Here is an 8,399-nt window from a genome sequence, read left to right as displayed (position 1 = left end):
ACTTCGAGGAATGGGCCGCACAGCTTTCGGACGGCCGGGACGCCGAGGACGCCGTCTTCTCGGCGGAAGAGGGATCGCTGGTCCTGCGCGCCTACCGGTCGCTGCCGGAGCGCTGGCAGGCCGTGCTCTGGCACTCGGTCGTCGAACACGAGCCGGCGGCCGAGACCGCGGCACGCCTCGGGATATCGGCGGGAGGCGTCGGTTCACTGGTCGCGCGTGCCCGGGAAGGCTTGCGCGAGGCCTACTTGCGCGCCCACTTGGACCAGACCGCGAGCGACGAGTGCAGGCACTACGGCGGGCAGATCGCCGCCAGGCTGCGCCGGCCGGGCAAGCGCCTCACCCGGGACCTGGGCCGCCACCTGCACGGGTGTGACGGCTGCGCCCGGGCCGAGCGTGACCTGCGCGATCTCAACGGCCGTCTCGGTGTGCTGCTGTTGGGCGGAATCCTGCTCTGGAACCCCGCCTCCTTCCTGTCGGCCCTCGGCGGGGGTGGCATCCATCTCGCCTCAGGCACCCTGAACGGGACGCAGCTCGCCGGAACCAAGCTCGGCGCCGTGAAATGGGCCGCTGCGGCAGCCGTGGTGGGAACGGCGGCCACCGTGGTCGTCCTGCTGCCGGCCGATGCCGAGAGCGACAGGTCCGGCCAGGTGGCGGCTCCCGCCAGAACCGCCGCGGCACCGGACGGCCCGCTCCCGGAAGCCGTACCGATCGTTGCCATCGGCTCGGCGGCTTTCGCCACGGCCCCCGCAGCGCCACTCCCTTCCACCTCCACGTCCGCCTCGCCCTCCGCGGTGCCGACCTCCGCTGCACCCTCGCCGGATCGCACCGGCGCCGCCCTGGTCAACGTGGCCTCAGGGCTCTGCGTCGGCTTGGGCGGCCCCGGTTCTGACGGCTCGTTGCAGCTCGAAAAGTGCACCGGAAAGCCCAGCCAGGGATGGCAGCGGCTCCCTGCCCACGAGAACACCTACCAACTCCGCAACGCGGGCACCGGCACCTGCCTCGACGGAGGCACCGGCGGCGGGAATCTCGCCGAGGTCACCCTCCGCGCCTGCCGGACCGGCGTGGACCGCGCAACACAACTGTGGCGGTTCGAGCCGAACGCTCGACCCGGCACGTACCGCATCTGGTTCGTACCGAAGGTCCGGCACAGCGACTACTCCGACCATCTGCTGGGCCCGCGGAACTGGCCGAAGGCCGACCCGCCGTGTCCGGGGTCGGAGATGGTGCACCTGCCCAACTACTACAACTCGGTGAACCTGCTCTTCGCCCTGTGATCCGGCCCGCCGGACCCTGCACCGCATACGACCGGCGACCGCCCGACGGCTGATGAGCCGGCGGGCCACGACGTCCGGTCCGGCGCCTCCGCGAGGGCCTCGGCGGCCGTTCATCAGGCGGCCGGTGTGCATGGCGGGGCTGTTGCCCCGGGGTCGGGCACACCGGTCACACCGGTCACACCGCTGTCAGACCCTTGCCCTACCGTTCACGCATGGATCTGAACGACCGGCAAAACATAGGCGCAGCGCTCGGAGCAATGTTCCTCGGCGGCACGGTGGAAGAAGGGCCGCCCCCGCAGGACTCACCCCTCGGCCGAGTGCGCGCGTTCGTTACCGAGCATGGAGAGGGGGCGCTCAGGCCCGAGCACATCAAGGCGGCCCAGGACGGACGCCCCCTGCTTCCCTGAGGCCCGCAGCGCCACCCGAGGTGCCCGGGGAGGCGTGAGCGCCGCCGAAAGGTCGCGGGGACCGCCGGCCGCTAGAATGGTGCCAGCAGGCGCGTAATTTCCCGTCGCGGGAGTGCGCCGCCCCGCCAAGGCATCCCCCCGGGACGGTGAGCCCCTCTCCCGCAGACGGCATATGTCGAGCGGCCTGTCTCCCCGGATTCCGTCGCATCGATCCCGCTCCGCCGGACCGGACAATTTCCTTCGCTGGTACAGGAGTCGGCACCATGATCCACGTCCTGACCCGGGCGGCGACCATCGCTTCCGCAGCCCTCTTCGCCACCACGTGTGCCGCGGTCGGCGCCACCCAGGCATCCGCCCTGCCGAGGACCCCCACCTGCCATGTGGCCGACCTGAACCTGGCCATCGGCGAGCCGGACGGCGCCGCGGGGTCGCTCTACTACCCGATCCGGTTCACCAACACCTCGACGCATGCCTGCACATTGCGCGGATACCCTGGCGTGAGTGTCGTGGACGTCCGGCATCAACAGATCGGCACCTCCGCGACGCGCACCGGTGGGGCGGTGAACACCGTCTCCGTCCAGCCCGGCGAGACCGTGACCGCCACCTTCCGCACCAACAGCCCGGGCATGACGGAGTGTCGGCCGACGTCGACCTACGTCAAGGTCTACCCGCCGAACAGCTACCAGGCCGTGCACATCCCCTACCACCTGCAGGTGTGCGGAACCTTCGACATCCGCCCGGTGCACGCCGGCGAGTGAGGCCCGTCGGGGGCGGCGAACGGGTGGGGCGGCGAACGGGTGGGGCGGCGGGCACGCCCGGCACGGTAGCGCCCCGCCAGGCGCACGCTTCAGGTCCGGCGCCGCTCCTCCCCCTCCAGCAGGAGCCGCTTCTGCGGCTTCCCCATGGCGTTGCGCGGCACCGCCTCGATGAAACGGACCTCACGCGGACGCTTGTGGCCGGACAGGCGCGCCGCGACGAACTCGGTGAGCTCCGCCCCGGTGACACCCTCGGCCACCACGAACGCCACGATCCGCTGCCCCAGATCGGCATCCGGGACACCCACCACCGCCGCCTCCCGCACCCGCGGATGGTCAAGGAGCGCGTTCTCCACCTCGCCCGCCCCGATGCGGTACCCACCGGACTTGATCATGTCGGTGGAGGCACGCCCCACGATCCGGTGCACACCCTTCCCGTCGACGGCCGCGATGTCCCCCGTACGGAACCAGCCGTCCTCCGTGTACGCGGCGGCCGTCGCCTCCGGACGGCCCAGATATCCCGAGAACAGCGTCGGCCCCTTCACCTGGAGCTCACCGATCTCCGCGCCCGCCTCGGCCACGACCCGCGTGGCGACACCCTCCAGAGCGGTACCCACCGTGCCGGGAGCCACTTCACCACCCGCCCGCCCACTGACAGTGATCAGCGTCTCGGTCATCCCGTACCGCTCCACCACCCGGTGCCCGGTCAGCCGCTCCAGATCGCGGAAGACCGGAGTCGGCAGCGCCGCACTCCCCGACACCAGCAACCGGGATCCCGACAAGGCCGTTGCCGCCCCCGGCACAGCCGCGATCCGTGACCACACGGTGGGCACGCCGAAGAACAGACTGCCGCCCGCCGACGCGGCCGCCGCGTACGCCTCCGGCGTCGGCCGGCCCGTATGCACCAGGCGACTCCCCGTCCGCAGAGCCCCCAGCACGCCCAACACCAGCCCGTGGACGTGGAACAACGGCAGCCCGTGCACCAGAACGTCCTGCGGACCCCACTCCCACGCCGCCGCCAGCGCGTCCAGGTCCGCGGCGATCGCACCCCTGCTCAGCACCACGCCCTTGGGCACACCCGTGGTGCCCGACGTGTACAGGATCAATGCCGGATCCCCCGGCCCCGGCCCCGGCCCCGGCACAGCCCGCGCATCCATCCCCGACGGTACGGGCCCGGGCGCCGGCGCACGGCGGGCGAAGTCCACCTCCAGCAGCCGGGCACCCGAATCCCGCAGGATATGACCACGCTCCACCGGCCCCGCGTCGGGCGGCACCGGTACACACGGCACCCCGGCCAGGAGGCCGCCCACCACAGCCGCCACCGTCTCCAGCGAAGCCGTCGCGGTCACCGCGAACGCCGGAACCGGCCCCCACCCCGCGAGATCGGCGGCCACCGCCCCGGCCGCACCCAGGACATCCTCGTACGACGCGGCACGCCCCGCGACCGACACCGCGTCCCCGCGGTCCCCGAACTCCCCGGTCAGAGCAGTCAGCACGACAACACTCCCCAATCAGCAACAGCAGGAAGACACAACCCCACCCAACCACAGGGCCACACACACCACTCCACCCTTATGATCAACCAGACTCGGCGCCACACCACCGGCATCACCGCCCGGCGCCGCAGCATCCGGCACCGCACCGCACCGCTCGACCTGGGCCGGCCCGGCACGTACGACCTGCCGGCCGCGCACCGCACGGGTACGACCCGCACGGCAGCGCATGGCACCGCACGGCGCAACCCGGCCCCACCCCGGGCCCGGAACGACCCGCCGACCCCGGCACCGCACCGCACCGCACCGAAGCACACGGCACCGCGCTTGGCACGACCCAGCACGCACCGCCCCTGTCCGGCCGTCCGACGCGGCGGGCGGGCGCCTGGCGGAACCCCAGAGAGAGGAACCACGTGGAAACCGCACGAACCGCAACCCTCATCGCCGCGACCCTCACCGCCGGACTCATCAGCGGCCTCTTCTTCGCGTTCACCGTCGCCGTCATGCCCGGCCTCGCCCGGGGCACCGACAAGACCCTCATCGAGACGATGCAGAACGTCAACAAAGCGATCCTCAACGGCTGGTTCCTACTCGCCTACCTCGGCGCACCCCTCCTCATCGCCACCACCCTCGTCCTCCACGGCACCGACCCCGACGCCCGCGACACCCTCCTCCCGCTGGCCGTCGCACTCGCGACCTACCTCGCCACCATGGCCATCACCGCCCGCATCAACATCCCCCTCAACAACGCCCTCGAAGAAGCCGGACCCCCGGAACACGCCGACACCACCACCGCCCACACCACCCGCAGCAGCTACGAAACCCCCTGGAACAAGGCGAACACCTGGCGAACCGTCCTCACCACCGTCAGCCTCGTCCTCCTCGCCTACACCCTCACCCTCCACTGACACCCACCGGCACCGGCACCGGCACCGGCACCGGCACGACCGCCTACGGCCGCTCGAAGAGCTGCACCACCCCGCCGATCGAGAAGCACAGCGCACCGGTCAGCGTCGCCCAGTTGGCGATGTCGGTGTTGACCAGGCTTCCGGTGGCGGGGCGGGTGAAGGCCGCCAGCGCCGAGACCATGAACAGGATCGAACCGAACTGGTTCACCGCCACGACCCACCACCCGAGACTGCGGGAGCGGATGCACGGCCAGGGCCGGTGGCAGATCTCGGCGAACGCCAGGTGCCCCGACATCAGGAACAGCACGCACCCGATCACGTCAGGAGTCCAGATCAGCCGGTTGACCTGGCGGACGCTGAGGCCCTCCAGAAAGGAGTCCAGCAGATTGACCCCGAACACGAGCGTCCCGGTGAACAGGACGAACGTACTCAGCCAGTCCAGCCGCATCGGCTCGTACCCCCACCACCTCCAGCGGGCCGTGCCCAGGAAACCGCCATCCGGGGCGTGCCGGGGCCCGTTCAGCACCTGCAGTACCGAGACATAGCCCCCGGTACTGAAGAACAGGCCCCCTACGAGGTACACCCACGCGCTGACGAGCGGATCCCCCGTACCGAACTGCGAGACCCCGGCGCCGACGGCGAACAACGCCCCGCCGATGACGAACGCGACGGAAGCGACGACGTTGAGCGTGCGCAGTCGGCGTAACGCCCCGGGATCGGCGGTCGAGACCTGGCCGACCGTGTCCCCCGGCCCCCGGACCGACAGCGTGCCGCGCTTGCGCGCCGGCCGCGAATCCCAGACCACCGTCTCCCCCTCGGGACGCCGCCAGGTGCGCCGGGTGATGAACGGTCCCGCGCCTTCGACGCTCTCCAGAGGCTGTCCCACGATCTGAGACTAGTGCCGAGGGCTATACCCGCCCGTCAGCGAAACGAACGCACACCCGCGACGGCCCCGGGTGAGCAAGGAGAACATCGCGCCGTGCCGTGACCCGGGTGGTGGAACCCCGGGTGCCGGACTGCTGGTGGAGACGCACAGTGGGTGCTCAGGACGATACGACCGCCCGGAACGGAAGTGCGGCGAATGGCCTCAGGCACCCCCGACCACGTGATCGTGCTCTTCGGCGCTACGGGAGACCTGGCCCGCCGCAAGCTGCTGCCCGGCCTGTTCCATCTCGCCATGGCGGGGCTGATGCCCCGGCGCTACCGCATCGTCGGCTCCGCCCCGGCGGTCGAGGCCCTGAGCGATGAGGCTTTCCGCGCCCACGCACGGCAGGCGGTGGCTGAGTTCGGCCGTTCGCGCCCCGAGGGCCCCGTATGGCAGGAGTTCGAGTCCGCCCTGTCCTTCGGCTCGGCCGACCCGGAGGCCCCGGAGCCGCTGGTGGCGGCGGTGCGCGCGGCCGAGCAGGCCGTCGGTGGCGCTCCGCGACGGCTCTTCCACCTCGCCGTTCCGCCCGTCGCCTTCACCTCGATGGTCGAACTCCTCGGCGCCACGGGCCTCGCCCAGGACGCCCGGGTCATCGTGGAGAAGCCCTTCGGCACCGACCTCGCGTCCGCCCGCGCGCTCAACAAGGCGATCCATGCCGTGTTCGACGAGTCCCGCGTGTTCCGCATCGACCACTTCCTCGGCAAGGAGGCGGTGGACAACATCCTCGCCCTCCGGTTCGCCAACGGCCTCTTCGAACCCCTCTGGAACCGCGAGCACATCAGCCATGTGCAGATCGACGTGCCCGAGCAGATCGACATCCAGGGCCGCGCGCACTTCTTCGAGGGCACCGGGACCTTCCGCGACATGATCGTCACTCATCTGTTCCAGCTGCTCGGGTTCGTCGCCATGGAGCCGCCGGTCGTCCTCGACGCACAGTCGCTCCGGGACGAGCAGGTCAAGGTCTTCCGCAGCATGCGGCCGCTGGACCCCGCCCACGCCGTCCGCGGACAATACACCGGCTACCGCGCCGAGCCGGGGGTCGATCCGGCCTCGGACACCGAGACGTTCGCCGCCCTGCGCGTCGAGATCGACAACTGGCGCTGGGCCGGTGTCCCCTTCCACCTGCGCTCGGGCAAGGCGCTGGCCGAGGGCCGGCACGTCGTGACCCTGGGACTGCGCGAGCCCGTCCTCGGGATGTTCCCCCTGAACGCGCGTGCCGCCATCGACGGCCGGGGAAATGAACTCGTCATCGACTTCGCCGATCCCGGCTCCATCACCGCCCGATTCCTCGTCAAGGAACCCGGCCCCACCATGCGGTTGGCGGAGGCCGACATGGTCTTCGGCTACCAGAGCTCCTTCACCGCCGACAACTCCCTGGAGGGCTACGAGCACCTCCTCCTGGAGGCCATGCTCGGCGACCAGTCCTTCTTCACGCGGTCCGACGGCATCGAACGCCTGTGGGAGATCTCGGCCCCGCTGCTCGACGCGCCCCCTCCTGTGGAACCGTACGCCCCCGGAAGCTGGGGGCCGGACAGCATCGACGCGCTGGTCTCCCCGCACCGCTGGCACCTTCCCGACCGCCACTGATGTGACGAGCGGCCGGTGGCTCCGGAACCTTCGGGTTGCGGCGACGGCCGGGCGCGCGGTGCGGTAGTACGGGCACACAGCGGGCCGGCTGGGTCGCACGTGGTGGGTCAGAGGGGCTGGAGCCGCCTGTGCAGGAGGCAGAACTCGTTGCCCTCCGGGTCGGCAAGGACGTGCCAGTTCTCGGTGCCGGTCTGGCCCACGTCGGCCGGCCTGGCGCCGAGGGCGAGGAGCCGCTCCAGCTCGGCGTCCTGGTCGCGGTCGGTGGGATTGACATCGATGTGCAGCCGGAGCTTCCCGGTCCGCGGGGTGCCTCCGGGGCTGAGGACGAGAGTGGGCTGCGGCCCACCGAAGCCGGCGTCGGGCGGCCCGATCTCGATGCTTCCGTCGTCCTCCCGGCCGAGTTCGACGTAGCCGAGGACCTCGCTCCAGAATGCGGCGAGCCGGTCGGGGTCGGCGGCGTCGATGACCAGCTCACTGATGCGGCATGCCATGCCCCTCAGTGTAGGGGGTGACCCGGGGTCCACCGTCAGCCAGTGTCCGTGCAGGCGGACAGCCTCGCCCCGCAGCGACAACATGACGGCGCGGGGCGAGGATCAGGACCGCGTCGCTACGCGGTCGGGGCGGCGGGGTGGAAGTTGATGCGCTCGCGCACCACGGGGAAGCCGGCCTTGGCGAAGTTCGCGGCCATGGGGAAGTTGCCCCGGTCCGTGGCTCCGGTGACGGCCTCGGCGCCGTGCTCCACCAGGAAGTGGGTGCACTCCGCGAGCAGGTCGTAGGCATAGCCGCGGCCGCGGTGTTCCGGGAGGACACCGATGAAGCCGATGGTCGGTCCGGAGGGGTTGTGCGCGGGGATGTGGATGCCTGCCAGGTCGCCCTCGGGTGTGCGGGCGATCTGCCACCACTCCCGCGGGGACGGGCACCAGTGGAAGAAGTCGAGCTCCTCCTGGGCGGCCTGGTCCAGGCCGCCCTCCGCTACGGCCTTCAGCGCATGGGCGTCGAGGGTCGCAGCATGGATCCGGCGCAGCGCGTCGAAGAAGACCGCGTCGTCGG

The 8,399-nt window shown here is 71.2% G+C and carries 9 protein-coding genes; 5 read left to right on the top strand and 4 right to left on the bottom strand.

All coding sequences use genetic code 11. The annotated features are described in order from the left end of the window. The 3 genes from ACWGIU_RS21285 to ACWGIU_RS21275 form a co-directional block, all read left to right on the top strand. The coding region (locus ACWGIU_RS21285; protein WP_453708031.1) for an RICIN domain-containing protein at positions 1-1,274 on the top strand (1,274 nt) is incomplete at its 5' end. A 212-nt stretch (positions 1,275-1,486) separates the two neighbouring features. Beyond that, a complete protein-coding gene (locus ACWGIU_RS21280; RefSeq protein ID WP_453708029.1) occupies positions 1,487-1,681 on the top strand; it encodes a hypothetical protein in 195 nt (64 codons plus the stop codon). Between the two features lie 263 nt (positions 1,682-1,944). Continuing rightward, the gene (locus ACWGIU_RS21275) at positions 1,945-2,439 is read left to right on the top strand and encodes a DUF4232 domain-containing protein (RefSeq protein WP_453708027.1); all 495 of its coding nucleotides are present in this window, start codon (positions 1,945-1,947) and stop codon (positions 2,437-2,439) included. Positions 2,440-2,528: 89 nt separating this feature from the next. Here the strand turns inward: ACWGIU_RS21275 and ACWGIU_RS21270 are convergent, their stop codons facing one another. Beyond that, positions 2,529-3,932, bottom strand: coding sequence for an AMP-binding protein (locus ACWGIU_RS21270; RefSeq protein WP_453708025.1), 1,404 nt, complete (start codon positions 3,930-3,932; stop codon positions 2,529-2,531). 410 nt (positions 3,933-4,342) lie between these two features. Here ACWGIU_RS21270 and ACWGIU_RS21265 point away from each other — a divergent pair, with 410 nt between their 5' ends. Then, positions 4,343-4,837 carry an anthrone oxygenase family protein gene (locus ACWGIU_RS21265; RefSeq protein WP_453708023.1) on the top strand — a complete coding sequence of 165 codons (495 nt, stop codon included), beginning with the start codon at positions 4,343-4,345 and terminating at the stop codon, positions 4,835-4,837. Positions 4,838-4,880: 43 nt separating this feature from the next. Here the strand turns inward: ACWGIU_RS21265 and ACWGIU_RS21260 are convergent, their stop codons facing one another. Further along, on the bottom strand, positions 4,881-5,723 hold the full coding sequence (locus ACWGIU_RS21260; RefSeq protein ID WP_453708021.1) for a hypothetical protein: 843 nt from the start codon (positions 5,721-5,723) through the stop codon (positions 4,881-4,883). 195 nt (positions 5,724-5,918) lie between these two features. Here ACWGIU_RS21260 and zwf point away from each other — a divergent pair, with 195 nt between their 5' ends. After that, entirely contained in the window at positions 5,919-7,349 is a 1,431-nt protein-coding gene (gene zwf, locus ACWGIU_RS21255; RefSeq protein WP_453708019.1) for a glucose-6-phosphate dehydrogenase, read from the top strand. A 107-nt stretch (positions 7,350-7,456) separates the two neighbouring features. On the opposite strand, the gene ACWGIU_RS21250 is transcribed toward zwf, so the two are convergent. Both ACWGIU_RS21250 and ACWGIU_RS21245 read right to left on the bottom strand, forming a co-directional pair. Next, on the bottom strand, positions 7,457-7,840 hold the full coding sequence (locus ACWGIU_RS21250; RefSeq protein WP_453708017.1) for a VOC family protein: 384 nt from the start codon (positions 7,838-7,840) through the stop codon (positions 7,457-7,459). A gap of 116 nt (positions 7,841-7,956) precedes the next feature. Next, positions 7,957-8,399 (bottom strand): GNAT family N-acetyltransferase (locus ACWGIU_RS21245; protein ID WP_453708015.1); only part of this gene is annotated, 443 nt, incomplete at its 5' end.

The organism is Streptomyces sp. NPDC054840 (assembly GCF_053611065.1).
The sequence above is the reverse complement of the archived record's forward strand: the minus strand, read 5'-3'. Positions and strand labels throughout refer to the sequence as shown.